At 67.7% G+C, this 20084-nt stretch carries 16 protein-coding genes and 1 pseudogene; 7 read left to right on the plus strand and 10 right to left on the minus strand.

The genetic code is table 11. From position 1 onward, the window contains the following. Positions 1-6: 6 nt before the first annotated feature. The 3 genes from ACEOAB_RS27920 to ACEOAB_RS27930 all read left to right on the plus strand — a co-directional run bounded on the left by ACEOAB_RS27920 (position 7) and on the right by ACEOAB_RS27930 (position 3894). On the plus strand, positions 7-1338 hold the full coding sequence (locus ACEOAB_RS27920; protein WP_413749970.1) for an ABC transporter substrate-binding protein: 1332 nt from the start codon (positions 7-9) through the stop codon (positions 1336-1338). 172 nt (positions 1339-1510) lie between these two features. Next, positions 1511-2323, plus strand: a complete 813-nt coding sequence (locus ACEOAB_RS27925; protein ID WP_007830556.1) for an ABC transporter ATP-binding protein — start codon at positions 1511-1513, stop codon at positions 2321-2323. A 320-nt stretch (positions 2324-2643) separates the two neighbouring features. Further along, positions 2644-3894 (plus strand): phenylacetate--CoA ligase family protein, encoded by a 1251-nt coding sequence (locus ACEOAB_RS27930; protein ID WP_413749969.1) that lies wholly within the window; start codon positions 2644-2646, stop codon positions 3892-3894. On the opposite strand, the gene ACEOAB_RS27935 is transcribed toward ACEOAB_RS27930, so the two are convergent. Beyond that, positions 3885-4892: a hypothetical protein gene (locus tag ACEOAB_RS27935; protein WP_413749968.1), complete on the minus strand. Its 1008-nt coding sequence runs from the start codon at positions 4890-4892 to the stop codon at positions 3885-3887. The two genes, ACEOAB_RS27930 and ACEOAB_RS27935, sit on opposite strands and share 10 nt — an antisense overlap. Before the next feature lie 134 nt (positions 4893-5026). After that, positions 5027-5596, minus strand: coding sequence for a type 1 glutamine amidotransferase domain-containing protein (locus tag ACEOAB_RS27940; RefSeq protein WP_413749967.1), 570 nt, complete (start codon positions 5594-5596; stop codon positions 5027-5029). A gap of 300 nt (positions 5597-5896) precedes the next feature. Between ACEOAB_RS27940 and ACEOAB_RS27945 the strand changes: the two genes are divergently transcribed. Further along, positions 5897-6871 carry a tripartite tricarboxylate transporter substrate-binding protein gene (locus tag ACEOAB_RS27945; protein ID WP_007830551.1) on the plus strand — a complete coding sequence of 325 codons (975 nt, stop codon included), beginning with the start codon at positions 5897-5899 and terminating at the stop codon, positions 6869-6871. A gap of 161 nt (positions 6872-7032) precedes the next feature. On the opposite strand, the gene ACEOAB_RS27950 is transcribed toward ACEOAB_RS27945, so the two are convergent. Continuing rightward, positions 7033-9147 (minus strand): PQQ-dependent dehydrogenase, methanol/ethanol family, encoded by a 2115-nt coding sequence (locus ACEOAB_RS27950; RefSeq protein WP_413749966.1) that lies wholly within the window; start codon positions 9145-9147, stop codon positions 7033-7035. Between the two features lie 143 nt (positions 9148-9290). Between ACEOAB_RS27950 and ACEOAB_RS27955 the strand changes: the two are divergent. After that, a pseudogene (locus ACEOAB_RS27955) lies at positions 9291-10562 on the plus strand (helix-turn-helix domain-containing protein). Between the two features lie 4 nt (positions 10563-10566). On the opposite strand, the gene ACEOAB_RS27960 reads toward ACEOAB_RS27955, so the two are convergent. The 5 genes from ACEOAB_RS27960 to ACEOAB_RS27980 all read right to left on the minus strand — a co-directional run bounded on the left by ACEOAB_RS27960 (position 10567) and on the right by ACEOAB_RS27980 (position 16192). Then, positions 10567-11730: an ROK family transcriptional regulator gene (locus ACEOAB_RS27960; RefSeq protein ID WP_495653261.1), complete on the minus strand. Its 1164-nt coding sequence runs from the start codon at positions 11728-11730 to the stop codon at positions 10567-10569. 118 nt (positions 11731-11848) lie between these two features. After that, a complete protein-coding gene (locus ACEOAB_RS27965; protein ID WP_413751203.1) occupies positions 11849-12625 on the minus strand; it encodes an ATP-binding cassette domain-containing protein in 777 nt (258 codons plus the stop codon). A gap of 304 nt (positions 12626-12929) precedes the next feature. Next, positions 12930-14120, minus strand: coding sequence for a sugar ABC transporter permease (locus ACEOAB_RS27970; RefSeq protein ID WP_007830539.1), 1191 nt, complete (start codon positions 14118-14120; stop codon positions 12930-12932). Between the two features lie 96 nt (positions 14121-14216). Then, complete coding sequence (gene xylF, locus ACEOAB_RS27975) at positions 14217-15239, minus strand: D-xylose ABC transporter substrate-binding protein (RefSeq protein ID WP_495653262.1); 1023 nt, start codon at positions 15237-15239, stop codon at positions 14217-14219. Positions 15240-15427: 188 nt separating this feature from the next. Next, entirely contained in the window at positions 15428-16192 is a 765-nt protein-coding gene (locus ACEOAB_RS27980) for an SDR family oxidoreductase (protein WP_495653263.1), read from the minus strand. Between the two features lie 123 nt (positions 16193-16315). Here ACEOAB_RS27980 and ACEOAB_RS27985 point away from each other — a divergent pair, with 123 nt between their 5' ends. Further along, positions 16316-17242, plus strand: a complete 927-nt coding sequence (locus ACEOAB_RS27985; RefSeq protein WP_495653264.1) for a LysR family transcriptional regulator — start codon at positions 16316-16318, stop codon at positions 17240-17242. A gap of 66 nt (positions 17243-17308) precedes the next feature. Then, positions 17309-18337 (plus strand): Bug family tripartite tricarboxylate transporter substrate binding protein, encoded by a 1029-nt coding sequence (locus ACEOAB_RS27990; RefSeq protein WP_413749354.1) that lies wholly within the window; start codon positions 17309-17311, stop codon positions 18335-18337. A gap of 110 nt (positions 18338-18447) precedes the next feature. On the opposite strand, the gene ACEOAB_RS27995 is transcribed toward ACEOAB_RS27990, so the two are convergent. Together ACEOAB_RS27995 and ACEOAB_RS28000 are read right to left on the minus strand one after the other, a co-directional pair. Beyond that, positions 18448-18771 carry a DUF1840 domain-containing protein gene (locus ACEOAB_RS27995; protein ID WP_056592792.1) on the minus strand — a complete coding sequence of 108 codons (324 nt, stop codon included), beginning with the start codon at positions 18769-18771 and terminating at the stop codon, positions 18448-18450. 11 nt (positions 18772-18782) lie between these two features. Then, positions 18783-20051: a class I SAM-dependent methyltransferase gene (locus ACEOAB_RS28000; RefSeq protein WP_413749361.1), complete on the minus strand. Its 1269-nt coding sequence runs from the start codon at positions 20049-20051 to the stop codon at positions 18783-18785. Positions 20052-20084: the final 33 nt, after the last annotated feature.

A 20084-nucleotide genomic window follows, 5' to 3' on the forward strand; every position in this document is an offset into this window, starting at 1 on the left:
ACAGGCATGAAACTGAAATCGCTCGCTCTGACCGCCGCCCTGGTGGCCAGCACCCTCGGCGCCCTGCTCGTGCCATCGATCGCGCAGGCGCAGGCCAAGGAACAGTTCTTCCCGCTGCTGGTGTACCGCACCGGCCCCTACGCGCCCAACGGAACGCCCTGGGCCAACGGCAAGCAGGACTACATCAAGTACATCAATGCCACCGGCGGCATCAACGGCGTGAAGATCGCGTACGAAGAGTGCGAGACCGGCTACGCCACCGACAAGGGCGTGGAGTGCTACGAGCGCCTGAAGGGCCACCCCGGCGTGGCCTTGTTCGACCCGCAGGCCACCGGCATCACCTTCGCGCTGACCGACAAGGTGCCGACCGACAAGATTCCGCTGATCACGCTGGGCTACGGCCTCTCGGCCTCGCAGGACGGCGGCGTCTTCAAGTGGAACTTCCCGCTGATGGGCTCCTACTGGACGGCGGCCGACATCCTGATCCAGCACATCGGGAAGAAGGAAGGCGGCATGGACAAGCTCAAGGGCAAGAAGATCACCCTCGTGTACCACGACTCGCCGTTCGGCAAGGAACCGATCCCGCTGCTGCAGGAGCGCGCGAAGCAGAACGGCTTCGAGCTCTCGCTGATCCCGGTGACCGCGCCCGGCGTGGAGCAGAAGTCGGCCTGGCTGCAGGTGCGCCAGCAGCGGCCCGACTATGTGCTGCTGTGGGGCTGGGGCGTGATGAACTCCACCGCGCTCAAGGAGGCCGTGGCCACGGGCTACCCGCGCGAGAAGATGTACGGCGTGTGGTGGGCCGGCGCCGAGCCCGACGTGAAGGACGTGGGCGCCAACGCCAAGGGCTACAACGCGCTCGCGCTCAACACCTCGGGCACGCAACCCAAGGTGATCCAGGACATCCTCAAGCAGGTGCATGACAAGGGCCAGGGCACGGGGCCGAAGGAAGAAGTGGGCTCGGTGCTCTACACACGCGGCGTGATCATCCAGATGCTCGGCGTCGAGGCCGTGCGGCGCGCTCAGGAGCGCTTCGGCAAGGGCAAGGTCATGACCGGCGAGCAGGTGCGCTGGGGCATGGAGAACCTCGCGCTCGACCAGAAGAAGCTGGACGCGCTGGGCTTCTCAGGCGTGATGCGCCCGGTGAGCACCTCGTGCCAGGACCACATGGGCTCGACCTGGGCGCGCGTGCACACCTGGGACGGTGCCAAGTGGGGCGGCATGTCCGACTGGTACGAGGCCGACAGCCAGATCATCAAGCCAATGGTGAAGGCCGCCGCCGACAAGTACGCGGGCGAGAAGAAGCTGACGCGCCGCGAAGCGGCGGACTGCCAGTCCTAGGCACACCCCCAGGCTGCGCGCACTTCGTGTCGCTTCGCCTACCCCCTTGCAGGGGGCAACACCTGCGGCCCGGCAAAGCCGGTTCCGCGGTGTTCCCCGAAGGGCGGCAGGCCAAGCGGGCATCCGAAAGAACGGCATCGCGCTAGTTCTTTCGAATGCTTCGGACCACACCATGAGCGAACCCAACATCCTTCTCAACGTCAACGGCATCGAGGTTATCTACAACCACGTGATCCTCGTGCTCAAGGGCGTGTCGCTGACCGTGCCCGATGGCGGCATCGTGGCGCTGCTCGGCGGCAACGGCGCGGGCAAGACGACCACGCTGCGCGCTGTGAGCAACCTGCTCGCGGGCGAACGCGGCGCCGTCACCAAGGGCACTATCGAGTTGCGCGGCGAGCGCATCGAGGCGCTGTCGCCGGCCGAGCTTGTGAAGCGCGGGTTGATCCAGGTGATGGAAGGCCGCCACTGCTTCGCGCACCTGACCATCGAAGAGAACCTGATGACCGGCGCCTACACGCGCACCGACGGCAAGGCCGCGGTGCAGCAGACGCTGGAGAAGGTCTACGCGTACTTCCCGCGCCTGAAGACGCGGCGCACTTCGCAGGCGGCCTACACCTCGGGCGGCGAGCAGCAGATGTGCGCCATCGGCCGCGCGCTGATGGCCAACCCGAGCATGGTGCTGTTGGACGAACCCTCGATGGGCCTGGCGCCGCAGATCGTCGAAGAGGTGTTCGAGATCGTGAAAGACCTCAATGCCAAGGAGCGCGTGACCTTCCTGCTGGCCGAGCAGAACACCAACATGGCGCTGCGCTATGCCGACTACGGCTACATCCTGGAGAACGGCCGCATCGTGATGGACGGCGCGGCGCAGAGCCTGCGCGAGAACGAGGACGTGAAGGAGTTCTACCTGGGCGTCGGCGGCGCGGATCGCAAGAGCTTCCGCGACGTGAAGAGCTACAAGCGGCGCAAGAGGTGGCTGGCTTGACGGATGTGTGTGGTTCTTCAGGGCGCGCTCACGCCGACGGCGTGCTTCTTTTCTCGAATGTCCCCCGCCCTTCGGGCTCCTCCTTTATTTCGCGAAAAGAAGCCCACCGCCGACGTGATCGTTCAGAGCAGTCGTTGGTCGGCGAATGCGTGAGCCGCGCCCATGGTGCGCAGGGCGTCGGGTGCTCCCCGCAGCGAAATAAAGGAGGAGCCCGAAGGGCGGGGGACATTCGCGGAGGGGAGTACCCGGCGGCCTGTGCACGCGCCCTGAACAACCCCAGCGTAGTTGGAAAACCGAATTGAAAGACAAAGGGGACGGACATGACCGACCACTACGACAAGCTTGAAATCCGCGACCCCGCCGAACGCGAGCGCGACCTTCTGGCCGCATTGCCGAAGCAGATCGCGCAAGCGCAGACCGCCGCACCAGCGTTCGCAAAGATCCTCGACGGCGTGAAGCCTGCCGACGTGACGACGCGCGAAGCCCTCGCCAAACTGCCTGTCACGCGCAAATCCGAACTGCTCGACCTGCAAAAGGCACGCCGCGCGGACGACCCGTTCGGTGGCTTTGCCTCCATCGTGCGCGGGCCGCGCATGCTGCGCATCTTCGCGAGCCCCGGCACCATCTACGAACCCGAGGGCGAGGCGCGCGACTACTGGCGCACCGCACGGGCACTGCATGCGGCGGGCTTTCGCAGCGGCGAGCTGATCCACAACAGCTTCAGCTACCACATGACGCCCGCGGGCTCCATCATGGAAAGCGGTGCGCGCGCCATCGGCTGCACCGTGTTCGCGGGCGGCACCGGGCAGACCGAGCAGCAGCTCGAAGCCATCGCCGACCTGAAGCCCGAGGGCTATGCCGGCACGCCGAGTTTCCTCAAGATCCTGCTCGAGAAGGCCGCGGAGAAGGGCATGAAGCTGCCCTCGCTCACCAAGGCGCTGGTGTCGGGCGAAGCCTTTCCGCCGAGCCTGCGCGACTGGATCGCCGCGCATGGCGTGAAGGGCATCCAGTGCTACGCCACGGCGGACCTCGGCCTCATCGCCTACGAAACAAGCGCGCGCGAAGGCCTGGTGATCGACGAAGGCGTGCTGGTCGAGATCGTGCGCCCCGGCACCGGCGACCCGGTGCCCGACGGCGAGGTCGGCGAGATCGTCGTCACCAGCTTCAACCCCGACTACCCGCTCGTGCGCTTCGGCACCGGCGACCTCTCGGCCGTGCTCGCGGGCACCTGCCCCACCGGCCGCACCAACAAGCGCATCAAGGGCTGGCTCGGCCGCGCCGACCAGACCACGAAGGTGCGCGGCATGTTCGTGCACCCCTCGCAGGTGGCAGAGATCGTGCGGCGCTTTCCCGAGGCGCAGCGCGCGCGGCTCGTGGTGTCGGGCGAGATGGGCGACGACAAGATGACGCTGACGCTCGAATGCGCGGGTGCCGTGCCCATAGGGTTTCAGGCCCGCGTGGGCGATGCGATCCGCGAAGTGACCAAGCTGCGCGGCGAAGTGGTCGTCGTGGGCGCTGGCGAACTGCCCAATGACGGCAAGGTGATCGACGACGTGCGCAGCTACAAGTAGCGGCGGTACAGCCCGCGCGTGGTGGCGCGCATCAGCACCACCACGAGCACCGAATAGGCCAGCACAAGCGCCAGGGCGAAGCCGATGAGCCCGCCCGCGGGGTCGTGGCCGCGCGCCCACATCGACAGCATCAGCCACGCCAGCGCGATGGCGATGCAGCTCGCCTGCACCAGCACGAAGGCCAGCACCGCCGCCGTCACGGCCCTGAAAGGCCGCACACGCACCAGCCCGGCGTTGGCGCCGAGCCAGCCGCCCCACAATGCGAGCGCGAAGGCCACCAGCGGCGGCACCATCCAGGCGAGCAGCAGCTCAAGCCCCTCCATGCCGCTCGCCACGGAAGTCCAGCGGCTCACGACCACGCCGCTCCACATCTGCAGCGACGCGAACAGCGAGGCGCCCACCAACGCCACGGCGCGGCGTGGCGAGGAGCCGGCGGCTTCATCATCTTGCACGGCGGAGGGCGCGGCGCGGCCTGCCCTCAGGGCGAACCATGCCGTGGCCCACACACCGAGCACAAGCACGATCAGCTGGACGATCGACTGCAGGAACATGAACGCGGCCATCGCAGTGCGCATGGAATCCGGACCGAAGAAGTCCTGCAGGCGGCCGCCCGGCATGAAGAGCAGTTGCACTTCGTAGAGCAGCGGGCTCAGCGCGTAGAAGTTCAGCACCAGCACCACCGCGTATGCCGCGCCATAGCGGCTGCGGGGATGGGACAGCTTCGCCACGCTGTCCACGCCGCGCTTTTCGAGCGCGTCGCGCCCATGGCTCCAGGCCAGCGCCGCTGCCAGCAACCAGGCCATGCCGACGCTGAACACCATTGGAATCCACACGCCCGGAAGGGCATAGGTGCTGCGCAGCTGCTCGCCGTCAGGCGAGTCGGGCCAGAGCAGCATGACCATGTTGACCAGCAGCACCGCGGCACCGATGGCCACGGTGACGAGCGCGAGATCGCGCGGCAGTCGCCGCGCGCGTGCGTGAGAAGGGGTTGCCGTCATTGGAATACTTTCGCCTTGCAGGGCGCATGCCGCTGCATGCGAAGAGAGAGAGAGAGCGAGCGAGGGTATCGGATGACGGCGGGTGTGCGGTGTAGGTTCAGTGCACGAATGCGCCACGCGGCCAGCCGCGTCGGTCAATGAAGCTCGGGCTCATGCGCCAGCTCGAAGAGCTTCGTCACCTCGCGGTTGAATGCCGGCAGGTCGTCGGGCTTGCGGCTCGTCACGAGCGCCTGGTCGACCACGACATCCTTGTCGCTCCACTTCGCTCCGGCGTTCTTCAGGTCGGTGCGCAGCGAAGGCCACGAGGTCATCTTGCGCCCCTTGACGCCGCCCGCCTCGATGAGCGTCCACGGCCCATGGCAGATCGCCGCGATGGGCTTGCCCGCTTCGACGAAGGCGCGCACGAACGCCACGGCCTTCTCGTCGATGCGCAGCGCGTCGGGGTTCATGACGCCACCGGGCAGCAGCAGCGCGTCGAAGTCGCCGGCGTCGGCGCGCTTCAGCGGCACGTCGACCGCGAAGCTGTCGGCAGGCTCATGGTGGTGCCAGCCGCGCACGCTGCCGGCGAGCGGCGAGACGATCTGCGTCTGCGCACCGGCACCGTCGAGCACCTTGCGCGGCTCGGTCATCTCGACCTGCTCGAAGCCGTCCGACACGAGGATGGCGATCTTCATTCCGTCGAGGGAAGAGGAGGTGATGGGCATGAGTGAATCTCCTTCGGGGTTGCATAAAAAAAGCAATGAAGATTCACCCTAGGCCACGCCCACCTCGCCCGCATCGTCCTGCGCCGGCTCCGCCTGTCGGACAGTTCGACGGGCGGCAAACTCCTCTTACGAGTCGCAGGATTTGTTCGCCCGATTCCGCAGGGCAGACATATTTCACCCGAAGGAATCGTCGAGCCCGGGCGCCCTCGGCCCCCGGCCATCTCTAAGGGCTATCCGGTATAGGTCAGGCTGTGGTCAGCCTTTAAGATCGCGGCCTTTTATCCCCCTCCCGGAGACGTCATGAAGAAACTGTTCGCCCTCGCGGCGATTGCCGCCGCAGCCGCCGGTGTCCACGCCCAGGATTTCCCTGCGGGCAAGACCGTCACGCTGGTGGTGCCTTTCGCGGCCGGCGGCCCGACCGACCGTGTCGCACGCGACCTGGCGGAAGCCATGCAGAAGACGCTCGGCACCACCATCGTGGTGGACAACACCGCAGGCGCGGGCAGCTCCATCGGCACCGCCAAGGTTGCGCGCGCCGCGCCCGACGGCTACACGCTGCTGCTGAACCACATCGGCATGTCGACGATGCCGGCGCTCTACCGCAAGCTGCCCTTCAACGTCGAGAACGACTTCGAGTACCTCGGCATGGTCAACGAAGTGCCGATGACGCTGATCGGCAAGCCCGGCCTGCCCGCCAACAACTACAAGGAACTGACGGCCTGGATCGCCGCCAACAAGGGCAAGATCAACCTCGGCAACGCCGGCCTGGGCGCCGCCTCGCACCTGTGCGGCCTGCTGTTCCAGAGCGCGCTGAAGGTCGAGATGACGCCCGTGCCGTACAAGGGCACGGCCCCGGCCATCGCCGACCTGCTGGGCGGCCAGATCGACCTGCTGTGCGACCAGACCACCAACACCACCTCGCAGATCGAGGCCAAGAAGGTCAAGGCCTATGCCGTGACCACGAGCAAGCGCCTGACCACGCCGGCGCTGAAGGACCTGCCGACGCTCGACGAGTCGGGCCTCAAGGGCTTCGAGGTGACGATCTGGCACGGCGTGTATGCGCCCAAGGGCACGCCCGCGCCGGTGCTGAAGAAGCTCAACGAGGCCATCAAGGCCGCGATGAAGGACCCGGGCTTCGTCAAGCGCGAAGAGGCGCTGGGCGCGGTGATCACGACCGACAAGCGCACCGAGCCGGCCGAGCACAAGAAGTTCGTCTCGGCCGAGATCGCCAAGTGGGGTCCGATCATCAAGGCCGCTGGCGTCTACGCCGACTAGCTTTTGCTCGCCCCCAGGCTGCGCGGCACTTCGTGCCCGCTTCGCCTTCCCCCTACCGGGGGCAACACCAGCGGCCCGGCAAAGCCGGTTCCGCGGTGTTCCTGGATTTGAATTCGCAGAAGCCGCCGTACTCTTGAGGACGGCGGCTTTTTTCGTTGCGGCTACTTCGGCCGGATGGCGTCAGCCGTCCCCTGGATGAAGGCCTTGATGCTCTCGATCTCGTCGCCCGAGAGCTTGCCCGTGAAGTCGGGCATGCCGCGCGCCATGGCCGGGCCCTTGAGGATGAACTTGTCGAGGTTCTCGATGTAGGCCGTGTCCATGTAGCCCAGGTTGGGGATGTTGCCGCCGCGGTCCACGCCCGGCACGCCGTGGCAGAACACGCAGTTGCTTACGTAGAGCATGGTGCCGGCCTGCACTTTCGCGGGGTCGTACTTCACGCCCTGCACCAGCTTGTCCATGCGGTACTGAACGAAGTCCGGCATCTTCGCCGTGCCGCCGACCGCGAAGGTGTAGACCGTGCCGGGACCCTGACGCTCGGTGGCACGCTGCGCCAGGCCGTACACGCCGCCCCAGCCCACCGCGACCGACACGTACTGCTTGCCGTCGACCATGTAGGTCGAGGGCGCCGCCACCACGCCGGTGCCGGTGGGCGTTTCCCACAGCTTCTCGCCCGTCTTCGCGTCGTAGGCCAGCAGGCGGCCGTCGGCCGTGCCCTGGAACACGAGATTGCCCGCGGTGGTGAGGGTGCCGCCGTTCCATGGCGAGGCGTAGTCGACGCCCCACGCTTCCTTCTGCGCGACCGGGTCCCAGGCCACGAGGCGGCCGAAGGGCTTGCTCTTGGGCGGCTCGGCATTGGCGAACTTGCCGAGGTTCCAGCCCATGCCCGAGTGCGGTCGGCCCGGCACGTCCTCGTTGAACTTCCAGTCCTTGTCGTCCATCAGGTTGATCGGCACATGTTGCGCGGGCAGGTAGGCGAAGCCGGTCTGCGGGTTGAACGACATCGGGTGCCAGTTGTGCGCGCCGAACGGCCCCGGAATGGAGTCACCGGGCTTGGTGGTGTCGCGCGCCGCGGCGATCTCGATGGGACGGCCGTTCTTGTCATAGCCCGTGGCCCAGTTCACTTCGACGAAGTTCTTCGCCGAGATGAACTTTCCGTTGGTGCGGTCGATGACGAAGAAGAAGCCGTTCTTCGGTGCATGCAGCAGCACCTTGCGCGGCTTGCCGCCGAGCTTCATGTCGGCCAGGATCATCGACTGCGTGGAGGTGTAGTCCCAGTTGTCGCCCGGCGTCTCCTGGTAGTGCCACACGTACTTGCCGGTGTCGGGGTTGAGCGCCACCACCGAGCCCAGGTACAGGTTGTCGCCGCCCTTGGGACTGCGCGCCTTGTGCGACCAGGGCGAGCCGTTGCCGGTGCCCACGTACATCAGGTTGAGCTCGGGATCGAAGGCGAAGCTGTCCCACGCGGTGCCGCCACCGCCGGCTTCCCAGTACTTGCCCGATGGATCCCAGGTCTTGGCGGCGCGCGCCATCGATTCGTCCTCGAAGGGCTTGCTGGGGTCGCCGGGCACCACGAACCAGCGCCACTTCTGGTCGCCGGTCTTCGCGTCGTAGGCGGTGACGTAGCCGCGCACGCCGTACTCGGCACCGCCGTTGCCGATGATGACCTTGCCCTTGAACACGCGCGGCGCACCGGTGATGGTGTAGCTGCCCTTCTGGCCCTCGATGGTGTTCTTCTCCCAGACCTTCTGGCCGGTGGCCGCGTCGAGCGCGATGAGCCGGCCGTCGTAGGCCGCCACGTAGACCTTGCCTTCGTGGATCGCCACGCCGCGGTTCACCACGTCGCAGCAGCCTTTGAAGCCCTTGGACTTGTCGACCTGCGGATCGAAGGTCCACAGCTTCTGCCCGGTGCGCGTGTCGATGGCGTGCACCACGCTCCACGAGGCGGTGACGTACATGGTGCCGTCCACCACCAGCGGCGTGGCTTCCACGCCGCGCGTCGATTCGAGGTTGTATGACCAGACCAGCCCCAGCTGCTTCACGTTGCCGGCGTTCACCTGGTCGAGCCTGCTGAAGCGCGACTCCGAATAGTCGAGGCCGACGCTGGGCCAGTCGGGCGTCTTCTTCTGCGTCGCGTTGGCGCGGATGAAGCTGCCGTCGACGCGCTTCGTGGCAGCGGCTGCGCGGTCCTGTGCATTCTGGGCCGAGGCCGCGGTCGATGCGCCCAGGCACAGCAAGGCGCCGGCCAGCACGAGCAGCCCGGAGTGTGTTTTTTTCATCGCAGGTCTCCTTTGTCCCTCAAGGATCGTGCGCGCGGGCTCCGGGTTCACCCCCGGGATTTCCCCAGTCCGGCGCTGTTCCATTGCGGAACACATTCAGCGCTGGTCCCGACCCCGACCCCACCCAGGGAGGCAGCGAACCCATGGCCCTCGACAGAATCGGCACGCCGGACGCGCCGCGCCAGCTCTTTGCCAGCACGCCCGCGCAGCGCGTGGCGCTCGCGCGGCAGCAGTTCTTCGAGGAAGGCGTGCGCCCCTCGGGCCTCGTGGGCGAGGCGGTGATCCAGTCGTGGATGCGCTGCAGCCGCACGCACACCGACCGCCAGCGCATCGTGACCTTCGACGCGGTCACGCCGAGCCGCCTGCACGCCACGCTCGCGCGCAGCCGCGAGCTGCTCGATGCGGCGCGTCAGGAGCTGGCGCAGATGGAGCACGCGCTCGCGGGCACCGACTGCCGCGTGATCCTCACCGACCGCGAGGGCGTGGTGGTGCACGTCACGCAGCAGCCCGCCGCCGCGCACCAGCCGGTGCTGCGCAAGACATCGCGCGTGGGCGTGAACATCTCCGAGCGCGTCGTCGGCACCACGGCGCCGGGCATCGTGGCGAGCACCGGGCAGGCTTGCGCGGTCGATGGCGCGGAGCACTACTTCGACGTGCTGGGCCACATGCAGTGAGCGGCGGCGCCGATCCGCGACGTGGCGGGGCAGCTCGCCGGCGTGCTCGACCTCACGGTGGAGGCGCGCCGCTTCGGCTTCGACGCGGCGTCGATGGTGGCGCTCCATGCCACGACGATCGAAAACCGGCTGCTGCAGGCGCAGTCGCGCGACCACCTGATCCTGCGCTTCCAGGCCAGCCCCACGCTGCTGGGCACGCCGCTCGAAGCGCTGGCGGGCGTCGCGCCCGACGGCACGATCGCCTGGCTCAACAACGCGGGCGCGCGGCTGCTGGGACGGCTGCCCGAGGCGGCGGACGAGCGCGACGTCGAATACCTGCTGGGGCACGACCTCGCGAGCCTGCTGCGGCTCGGGCGGCGCGAGGCGGCGCAGCCGCTGCGGCTGGCGAGCGGGCTGGGCGTGTGGGTGCAGGCACGGCTGAAGGGCGCGGACGGTGCGGACTTCAGGCATGCAGTGGCGATGCCCGGCGAGGCGGCACCGTTGGCCCTCGAGCGGCAGGACGATGCGCGGATGCACGCGCCCGAAGCCCACGAGCGCGCGGACCCTGGCGAATCTGCGTCTCCTGCGCAGGCGACGCTGCGCGAGCACAGCCGCAAGCTGATCGAGGAAACGCTCGCCGCGCATGGCGGCAATGTGTCGCAGGCGGCGCGGCAGCTGCGCGTGTCGCGCGGCACGCTCTATCGGCGGCTGCACGGCTGGCGCGACAACAACGGCGCAGAAGAAGGCGCGTCGCCGGCCTGATCGATCAGGCGGCGCCGCGCGCCAGCGCACGCGCGCGGCGTGCCTTTGCGTCGGGCTGCAGCGGCCGCAGATATTCGTGCAGCGCCAGCGCGGCCGCGCCCACCGCGGGTGCCAGCGCGCCGTAGCGCGCGGTGCGCAGGTCGGGCGGAGGCATGCCGGCACCGTCGGCGTGGCGCTTCACGCTTTCGAACGCTGCCTGCGCAAAGCCGCGATGGTCGGCGCAGGCCTTGCCGCCAAGCACGATCGCGCGCGGATTGAAGGTAACCCACAGGTTCTGCAGCAGCACGCCGAAGAAGGCCGCGGCGCGCTGCATGTCGGCGCCCTCGCGCTCCAGCACGCGCGAGCCGAAGAAGGCCTCGGCACAGCCGCGCCGGCCGCACGAGCACAACGGCCCGTCGAGTTCGAGGATGGTGTGGCCGATCTCCCCGGCCATGCCCTGCGCGCCGGTGAAAAGCCGATCGTTCAGCACCACGCCGGCGCCCACGCCCACGTCGCAGTTGACAAAAATCAGCGGGTCTTCCCCGTCCTGGCCTTCACTCGCCGCGAACTCGTACTCGCCGAGCGCGGCCGCATCGGCGTCGTTCTGCAGCTGCACGGTGACGCCGGGCAGGCCGACGGCAGCAAAGGCTTTCTCGAGCGCAGGCAGCAGGCTCACGTTGCGCCAGCCGAAGTTGGGCGCGAAGCGGACCACGCCGGTGCAATCGTCCACCGCGCCCGGCACGCACACGCCGATGCTCGACAGGCGCAGGCCGAGCCGCTCGAGCACCACGTGCGCGGCGGCGGCCATGCGCGCGACCTGCGCGCACGCGCCGGCCGGCGAACCATCGGTCAGCGCCTGGGTGTCGGCGTGCAGCACCTCGCCTTGCAGCGACACGCACACGAGGCGCACGGTCTCGACGGCGATCTCCACGCCCATCAGCGCGCGCACACCGACGTTGATCTGCAGCGGCGTCGAAGGCCGGCCCATGCCGTCGGCCACCGTCGCACCGGCCTCGCTGAGCCAGCCTTCGTCGAGCAGCTCGCGCACCAGCAGGCTGACGGTCGACTTGGTGAGCCCGCTCTCGCTTGCCAGCCGCGCGCGCGACAGGCCGGGCTGCGCGCGCAGCAGCCGCAGCAGCACGCTGCGGTTCATGCGCTTCAACAGTTGCTGGTCGCCGATGGTGGTCATTGGCCAACCCCCAGGCTTGCCCACTTCGTGTGGCCGCCTCCCCCCTTGCAGGGGGCAACACCTGCGGCCCGGCAAAGCCGGTTCCGCGGTGTTCCTGGAAGAGGCTGTGCGCCCTGCATTACCTGTGAGCCTGCTCTTTGCCCTCGGGCCGCTTGCCGGCAATGATCATCCCGAGCACTTCGTCCTCGGTCACGTCGGTGGTGCGGTAGGTACCGACCAGCTTGCCGTTCTTCATCACCGCGAGGCGGTCGCTCAGCGAGAACACGTCGGGCATGTCGTGCGTGATCAGGAAGATGCCCACGCCATCGGCCTTGAGCTGCTTCACGAGGCCGCCGACCATCGCGGTTTCTTCCGGGCCGAGCGCGGCGCAGGGCTCGTCCATGATGAGGATGCGCGCATTGAAGTAGAGCGCGCGCGAGATCGCCACCACCTGCCGCTGCCCGCCCGAGAGCCGGCGCACCGGCACGCGGATGTTGGTGAAGTTCCTGTTGAGGCGATGGAACACCTTGCGCGCCTGCACTTCCATGAAGTGGTCGTCGAGCGTGCGCCACGGCGTCATCTTCTCGCGGCCGAGGAAGAGGTTCGACACCGAGTCGAGGTTGTCGGCCAGCGCGAGCGTCTGGTAGATGGTCTCGATGCCCTGCGCCTGCGCTTCGGCGGGCGTGCGGATGTGGACCTTCTCGCCCGCGATCAGCGTGTCGCCCGAGTCGATGGGATAGGCGCCCGCAAGCATCTTCATCAGCGTGGACTTGCCGGCGCCGTTGTGGCCCAGCAGCGCGACCACTTCGCCGGGGTAGAGATTCACGCTCACGCCGTCCACGGCCTTGACGCCGCCGAAGGCCTTGCGGATGTCGCGCAGTTCTACGAGTGGCTTGGAGGTTTCTATGCCGGCCATTGGTCAGTGCTCCACATTGTTTTGATGCTCTTGTTCGGGGTACGTGCACAGGCCGCCGGGTACTCCCCTCCGCGAATGTCCCCCGGCCTTCGGCCTCCTCCTTTATTTCGCTGCGGGGAGCACCCGGCGCCCTGTGCATCAGGGCACGCTGTTGGTGTGCGGCCGATCAACGACGGCTCTGAACGATCGCGTCGGCGGTGGGCTCCTTTTCGCGAAATAAAGGAGGAGCCCGAAGGGCGGGGGACATTCGAGAAAAGGAGCACGCCGTCGGCGTGATCGCCCCACGAGGCAAACGCGTTCATTCCTAGTTCTCCCCGAACTTGCGGCGGTACAGAACGTCGAATACCACAGCCACGATCAGCACCTGCCCGATGATGACCATGCGCTTGCCGATCGGCACGTCGAGCAGCAACATGCCGCTGTCGAGCGACTGCATGATCAGCGCGCCCAGCACCGAGCCGAAGATCGAGCCGCTGCCGCCCGCCAGAGCCGTGCCGCCAATCACGGCCGCGGCGATCACGTACAGCTCCATGCCCGTGCCCAGCGAATTGGTGCCCGCGTTGAGCCGCGCGATCGACACGATGGCCGCGACCGTGACCAGCACCGCCAGCAGCGCGAACAGCATCAGCGTGACGCGCTTGACCGGAATGCCCACCAGCGCCGCGGCATCGGGGTTGCCGCCCATCGCGAACACATAGCGCCCGAAGCGCGTGCGGTGCACGATGAACGACAGCACGATCGCCACCACCGCCCAGATCAGCACCGGGATCGGAATGCCCTGCGGCTCGCTCTTCGACGAGATCTGGTAATTGTTCATGACCCACGCGAAGCCGAACACCACCGCCACCGGCACCGCGGTGATCAGCACGTCGAGCCACAGAGCCTCGGTCGGCATCTCGTAGCGCTGCCGCGCGCGGCGCTTCTGCAGCATGCGCCCGAACAGCACCAGCGCGACCAGCCCCGCGAGCACCCAGCTCGCCGTGACGCCGATGCCGCCGTCGTAGCCGCCGCCCAGGCGCTGGAAGAATTCGTCGTTCACCGGCTGCGTCTTGCCGTCGGCCACGAGGAAGGCCGCGCCGCGGAACGACATCAGCCCGCCGAGGGTGACCACGAACGAGGGCACGCCGAGCACCGCCGTGAGCCAGCCTTGATAGATCGACACGAGCAGTGCCACGGCAAGGCCCGCGAGGCAGGCCGTGGGCCACGACCAGCCCGAGGTGTATTGGAGGTACGCGATCAGCACGCCGACGAAGCCCATCACCGAGCCGACCGACAGGTCGATGTGGCGCGCCACGATGACGAGCACCATCACGGTCGAGACGATGCCGACCACGGCCGTCTGCTGCGCGACGTTGTAGAGGTTTTCGGGCGACAGGAACACGCCGCCCGACATGACGCTGAACACCACCGCCATCACGGCCAGCAGCACGCACATCAGGATCAGCCGCAGGTCGATGCCCGTGCGGCGCCACCAGCCCGGAGTTTCATTGCTCATTTTTGAAGGTGCCCCTTGGAACGGCAGGTGCGCAACCGCGTACCGGCCAGCCCCAGGGGCCGGCCGGACGCCGCGTGGCGCGGATTGGCAGACTCGTTACTTGCAGGCGGCGGGCGCACTCGCACCCGTGGCGCCCTTGCAGAGCTCGTCCTTCTTGATCCAGCCGGCCTTGACGACCACGTCGAGGTTGTCGCGCGTGATCGGCACCGGCGTCAGCAGGCGCGAGGACAGCGAGATCTTCTTGGCGCCGCCGGCCCACGGGGCGGCCTTGTCGACCGGCTTGCCGGCGGCCAGCGCCATGGCGGCGGAGGCGGCTTCGCGGCCGAGTTCGCGCGAATCCTTCCAGACGGTGTCGGTCTGCGTGCCCAGCGCAATGCGGTTGAGCGCCGCGAAGTCGGCGTCCTGGCCCGACACCGGGATGCCGCGCAGGCCCTTGGCGGTGAGCGCCGCCACCGCGCCGCCGGCCGTGCCGTCGTTGGCCGCGACCACCGCGTCGACCTTGTTGCCGTTCTTGGTGAGCATCTGCTCCATGTTCTTCTGCGCGACCTCGGGCTTCCAGCCGTCGGTGTATTCGTCGCCGACGATCTTGATGTCGCCCTTCTTGATCGCGGCGTCCAGCACTTCCTGCTGGCCGGCGCGCAGGAAGTCGGCGTTCGGGTCGCTGGGCGAGCCCTTGATGATCACGTAGTTGCCCTTGGGCTTGACCTTGAAGACTTCGCGCGCCTCCATGCGGCCGACCTCGACGTTGTCGAAGGTGATGTAGAACACGCCCGGCGCCTCGATCAGGCGGTCGTAGGCCACCACGGGCACTTTCTGGCGCGTGGCCTTGGTGATGGCGGGCAGGATGGCGTCCTTGTCCATCGCCAGCACGATGAGCGCCTTGGCGCCCTTCGACATCAGGCCCTCGATGTCGCCCAACTGCTTCTCGGGCGAGCCGCCCGCATCGGCACTGATGTACTTGGCGCCGAGCTTCTCGAGCTGGGCCTTGATGGCGGCCTCGTCGGTCTTCCAGCGTTCTTCCTGGAAGTTGGACCAGCTCACGCCGACCACGGTTTGCGCCAGGGCGCCCACGGCCGTGAAACCGAAGGCCATGGCGGCCAGGGTGTGTTTCAGTTGCATCGATGTCTCTCCAGTGTTGGTGCGCCCCGCAGGAACCAGCGGTAAGAAATTAGTTAGTTTGAAGGGCGAACTAACTATCCCATCGGGGCGGGGCTCTGGGCATCCGGGAATTCCCCAAGCGCCATGCGGGCGAAGGCGCACGCGAAAAAGGCCGGGAGGTCCCGGCCTTCTCGTGAACTCGCGCCGCTTCAGGCGGCGAAGCCACCGTCGATGTTCAGGCTGGCGCCGGTCACGAACGCGGCTTCCGGGCTGGCCAGGTTGCCGACCATGCCGGCGATTTCTTCGGGGCGGGCGTGGCGGGCGAGCGCCATCAGGCCGTGCATGGCGGCGGCGTTGGGGCCGTCGACCGGGTTCATGTCGGTGTTGACCGGGCCCGGCTGCACGTTGTTGACCGTGATGCCGCGCGGACCGAGGTCGCGCGACAGGCCCTGCACCAGGCCGACCAGCGCCGACTTGCTCATGGCATAGGCGCTGCCGCCGGGCCAGGGCATGCGCTCGGCGTTGGTGCTGCCGATGTTGATGATGCGGCCGCCTTCGCCCATGTGGCGCGAGGCCGCCTTGGCCGCGACGAACACGGCGCGCACGTTGACGTTCAGCGTCTTGTCGAAGTCTTCGAGCGAGAAGTCGTCGAGGGTGCCGCCGAGGAACACGCCGGCGTTGTTCACGAGGATGTCGATCTTGCCGAGCGCGCGGGCCGCTTCGTCGATGCCGGCGGTGAGCGCGGCGGCATCGGCGCTGTCGATCTTCAGCGCAAGGGCGCGGCCGCCTTCGGACTGGATGCTGCGCACCAGTTCGTCGGCCGGGGCGCTGGAACTGGCATAGCTGAAGGCCACGGCGGCGCCGTCGCGCACCAGCCGGCGCACGATGGCGGCGCCGATGCCGCGCGAACCGCCGGTGACGAAAGCGACCTTGCCGGCCAGGACTGGAGAAGAAGAAGCAGTGTTGGAGGCCATGATTTTTCCGATCAGGTGGAGGAGGAAGGCCTTCAGTGTCGGCAATTCATTCCTGGGACGGTAGCCGTCAATCGGCGCAATCAAATTCAACCCGGAGTTGAAGATGGGAATGACAATGCGGCCATGGAACCGCTCAGTCACCTCGAATCCTTCGTGCAAAGCGCCGAGGGCGGCAGCTTCTCGGCGGCGGCCCGGCGCCTGGGGCTGACGCCGGCGGCCGTGAGCAAGAATGTTGCACGGCTCGAAGCGCGGCTGGGCGTGCGGCTGTTCCAGCGCAGCACGCGCCGCCTCACGCTGACCGAGGGCGGCGAGCGCTTCCTGGCGCAGATCGGCGGCGCGCTCGCCACGCTGCAGGAGGCGGTGGCCGGCATCGACAAGGACGACGGCCAGCCCGCCGGCACGCTGAAGGTGAGCATGGGCCAGGCCTTCGGGCGCGAGCACGTGCTGCCGATGATGGGCGACTTCCTCGCGCGCTACCCGGCCATCCTGCCGGACTGGCATTTCGACAACCACCAGGTGGACCTGGTGGGCGAAGGCTTCGACGCGGCCATCGGCGGCGGCATCGAACTCTCGGCCGGGCTGATAGCGCGGGAGCTGGCGCGCATCCACGTGGTGGCTGTGGCATCGCCGCGCTACATGGAGGGGCGCGAGCGGCCCCGGCATCCCTCGGACCTGGCGGCGCTCGACACGCTGCTGCGCCGCTCCTCGCCCACGGGCCGGCTGCGCGGCTGGACGCTGCGGCATGCGCGCGGCGAAGAGGCCACGGTGGAGCTGCCCCGGCCGCGCGCGATCTTCAACGACCCCGAGGCCATCGCGCATGCGGCGCTGATGGGGCTGGGTGTGGCGATGCTGCCGATGCCCTTCGTGGAGCGCGGCCTGCGCAGCGGCGAGCTGCTGCGGCTGCTGCCCGACTGGCATCAGGATGCGGGCGCGGTGTGGCTGTACTACCCGAGCAAGAAGCTGCTGCCGCCGAAGACGCGCGTGTTCATCGACTTCGTGCTCGAACGTTTTCGCGACGAGCGGTTTGCGCAGCGGATGCAGGTGGCCTGAGCGGCCTGCCGGCTCACGGGGTTTTCACCCGCGACGTGCGCGGCGCGCGCCTGTACAAACGCGCGCATGACTTCTTTCTTCTGCTCTTCCTTCCGGACCCATCGTCGCACCGCGCTGGCCGCTTCCGTCGCCGCCGCCCTCACGCTGATGGCCGCTCCTTCATGGGCCCAAGGCACCTGGCCGACCAAGCCCGTGCGCATCGTCGTGCCCTTCGCGGCCGGCGGCACCACCGACATCCTGGCGCGCGCCGTCGCACCTGAGCTGTCGAAGGCTTTCGGCCAGCAGTTCATCGTGGACAACCGCGCGGGGGCGGGCGGCAACGTGGGCGCCGAACTCGTGGCGCGCGCGCCGAACGACGGCTACACGCTGCTGATGGGCACGGTGGGCACGCACGGCATCAACCGCGCGCTGTACCCCAAGCTGCCCTTCGACCCGATCAAGGACTTCGCCCCGATCACGCTGGTGGCCGCCGTGCCGAACGTGATGGAGATGAACGCCGACAAGGCGAAGACGCTGAACATCCACAACGTGCAGGACTTCATCAAGTACGCCAAGGCCAACCCGGGCAAGCTCAACATGGCGTCGAGCGGCAGCGGCACGTCGATCCATCTCGCCGGCGAGCTGTTCAAGAGCATGACTGGCACGTTCATGGCCCACATCCCGTACAAGGGCTCGGGCCCGGCGCTGCTGGACATGGTGGGCGGCAACGCCGACGTCATGTTCGACAACCTGCCCTCGTCGATGGCGCAGATCAAGGCCGGCAAGCTCACCGCGCTGGCCGTGACGAGCGCGCAGCGTTCGCCCGCGCTGCCGGACATTCCGACGGTGGCTGAAGCGGGAGGCCCGTCGCTCAAGGGCTATGAGGCAAGCTCGTGGTTCGGGCTGTTGGCCCCGGCCGGAACCTCACCGGAGATCGTGAACCGCATCCAGCAGGAAGTGGCCAAGTCGCTGAGCACGCCGGCCATCAAGGAAAAGATGCTCGCGCAGGGCGCGATCCCGAGCGGAAATTCACCCGCCGATTTCACGAAGCTCATTGCGAGCGAGCACGTGAAGTGGGCCAAGGTGGTGAAGGACTCCGGCGCGAAAGTTGACTGACCCCCAGGCTTCGCGCACTTCGTGTCGCTGACGCCAACCCCCTTGCAGGGGGCAACGCCTGCGGCCCGGCAGAGCCGGTTCCGCGGCGTCTCGCGACTGGGACCGTTCGATCAGGTCTTCCAGGTCACGTCTTTTTTCTCGGCCAGCGAATCCTTCAGCATATGCAGCAGAGGGATCGCGCGCTGGTGCAGCCCGACATGCTGCTTCTCGGCCTCGCTGGCGTGGCCTTCGACGGCGTAATCGTCGTTGTTGTGGGCGTTGGCGGCCTCGCGCGCCAGCGCGGCTTCGAGGGCCGCAATGGCGCCCGGAATCTGCTCGACCGTGATGATGCCTTGCGGTGCAACCGACTTGCCGACGATGTCGAACAACTGCCGGGCATGCACTTCGAGCATCACGAAGTCGGGAGAGGCTCGGGACTGGAATCGATAGAGCATGGTGTTCTCACTCACTTGTAGATGTAGTCACGGGCAAAAGGGTACACCGATTGCGCGCCGCGCAGAACGCCGTGTTCGACCTTGCCGTCTGGCTTGGTGGACAGCATCTGGTGCAGCGAGATCCAACCCTGCTCGAAGCTCATGGCCGAGCCCGCGAGGTACAGGCGATAGGCCCGCAGGATGCGCTCGGCGTTGTCGCTCTGGCGGCCGCCGCTGCGCTGCAGCACCTCGCGCGCCGCATCGAGCTGTGCCTCGAGCGCATCCGACCAAGCCCATAGCGTGCGCGCGTAGTGCGGGCGCAGGCTCTCGGTGTCGACCATCTCCAGGCCGGCCGCGGCCGTCTCGCGCAGCACATGCGTCACGTGCAGCAGCTCGCCGCCGGGGAAGATGTACTTCTCGATGAAGTCGCCCATGCCGGCGCCGAGCTGGCGGTAGTTGAGTTCGCCCGAGGTGATGCCGTGGTTCATCACCAGCCCACCCGGCTTCAGCAGCGAATGGATCTTGCGGAAGTAGGTTGGCATGTTGGCCGCGCCCACGTGCTCGAACATGCCGACCGAGGAAATCTTGTCGAAAGGCTGGTCGACCGACAGCTCGCGGTAGTCGCGCAGTTCGACGCGCACGCGGCCCTGCAGGCCCTTTTCCGCGATCAGCCGCTGCACGTACGCGTGCTGATTCTTCGACAGCGTGATGCCGGTGGCGTCCACGCCGTAATGCTCGGCCGCCCACAGCAGCAACGCGCCCCAGCCCGAGCCGATGTCGAGATATCGCTCGCCCGGCTGCAGCATGAGCTTGCGGCAGATGTGGTCGAGCTTGGCTTCCTGCGCCTGCGCCAGCGTGAGATCGGGCGTACGGAAGTACGCACATGAATAGACCCGGCGCGGGTCCAGCCACAGCGCGTAGAAGTCGTCGGACACGTCGTAGTGGAACTCGATCTGGGCCGCGTCCTTGCGCAGCGAGTGCGAGCCATGCGACTTGGCCATGTGCTGCAGGCGGCTCCACCAGCCGGTGTCGGTTTCGGCCGGGTTGCCGGGCAGCATACCGACGGTGGCGTCGATCAGGTCGCGCATGGCGCCCTCGATCTGCACCTTGCCCTCGACGTACGCCTCGCCGATGGCGCCCACCTGTCGCGCTGCCAGCTTGGCGAGCACCGCCCACTCCTTGAAGGCCAGCGTGACGCGGGCTCCCGCCTGGGCAACGCGCCGGCCATCGGGCAGTTCCAGCGCGATGGGGACAGGCAGCGAAGCCAGCTGCGACTCGATCTTGGGTATCAAGTTTTGCATGGAGCTCATGGTATTGATTTTTCAAAGTTTTTG

This window comes from Variovorax sp. Varisp53, assembly GCF_059491555.1.